This window comes from Halomonas sp. (genome assembly GCF_041689495.1).
Taxonomy (GTDB): domain Bacteria; phylum Pseudomonadota; class Gammaproteobacteria; order Pseudomonadales; family Halomonadaceae; genus Halomonas.
Map to the genome: position 1 here is coordinate 1 of NZ_JBDNGD010000449.1, position 1,198 is coordinate 1,198.

The following is a 1,198-nucleotide window of genomic DNA, read 5'->3' on the forward strand; positions in this document are numbered from 1 at the left end:
GATGGGGGCTATCGGCTGGGCGAGACGCTGATCAAGGAACTCAGGGACATTCCCGAGCGCTTCGACGAGTTTGCCCAGCGCCATTCCGCCTGTCCTTCCAGGGAGCAGGGCGGGGACCTGGGCTGGCTGGTGCCCGGCCAGACCGTGGCCGAGCTCGACCGAGCCCTGCAGCACCTCCCCGAGGGGCTATACGAGCGGCCGCTGGCCTCGCGCTACGGCTGGCATGTGGTCAGCATCGACGAGCGTATCGAGGGTCGCGAGCTGCCCTTCGAGCAGATCGCGGATCGCGTGCGTCACAGCCTGCGCGAGCAGGCCACCCGCCGCGCCCTTCGCCACTACCTGCTGGCACTGGAGGCCGAGATCGGCGTCGAGGGCATCACCCTGGATGACGAGGCTGCCGGCAGCCTCATGCAATAGGAGACGCCCATGGCATCCGTCCCGGGGCCCGATGCGGCGACGAGACTCCTGCTCAGGCCCCGTCAGCTGCGTGACCTGGTCCGCGGAATTTCCTGGCTGAATTCACTGGCGGATGACGAGATCGACGATCTCCTGGCGGAGTCCGAGGTATGTCACCTCAAGGCCCGGGAGTGGGTGTTCCGACAGGATGCCCCGGCCCACTGGCTGTATATCGTCATCAGCGGCAGCGTGCGCCTGGCGCGCAGCGCCGGACATCGCCTGGCCACCATCCGTTGCGTGGAGCGCGGCGGCCCCCTGGGCCAGCTGAGCATGGTCTCCAGCGCCGGCGTCTATCTGTATTCCGCCGAGGCGCTGCGCAAGACCCAGTTGCTGGCGATTCCGGCCACCGACTGCCGGGCCATCATGGATAACCATCCGGCCTGCCGGGCCGACTTCATGAGCGGGCTGGCCCTGGAACTCACCGAGCGCCTGGAAGACCTCGCCCTGCTGACCCAGGCCGACGCCATGGCCAGGCTGGTCAACTACCTTCTGCGCCAATTGCCTCCGGGCCACCGCAAGTCCCCCCGGGTGGTTCGGCTGACCATTCCCAAGCGCTGGCTCGCAGCCCAGTTGGCCATGACACCGGAAACCCTCTCACGGCTCCTGGGCAAGCTGCGCGACAGGGGTGCCATCGACATCGACCACCAACGCCTGGAAATCATCGACGAGCAGATGCTCCAGGATGTCCTGCTGGGCGATGAGTAATATCCCTCTCATCAGATGGCAGATGGCCAGCTCCCGC

2 protein-coding genes are annotated in these 1,198 nt (G+C 66.9%); both read left to right on the top strand.

All coding sequences use genetic code 11. From position 1 onward, the window contains the following. On the top strand, positions 1-417 hold a 417-nt coding region (locus ACESMD_RS13810; protein WP_372614118.1), incomplete at its 5' end, for a peptidylprolyl isomerase. A gap of 9 nt (positions 418-426) precedes the next feature. Next, complete coding sequence (locus ACESMD_RS13815) at positions 427-1,161, top strand: Crp/Fnr family transcriptional regulator (RefSeq protein ID WP_372614120.1); 735 nt, start codon at positions 427-429, stop codon at positions 1,159-1,161. Positions 1,162-1,198: the final 37 nt, after the last annotated feature.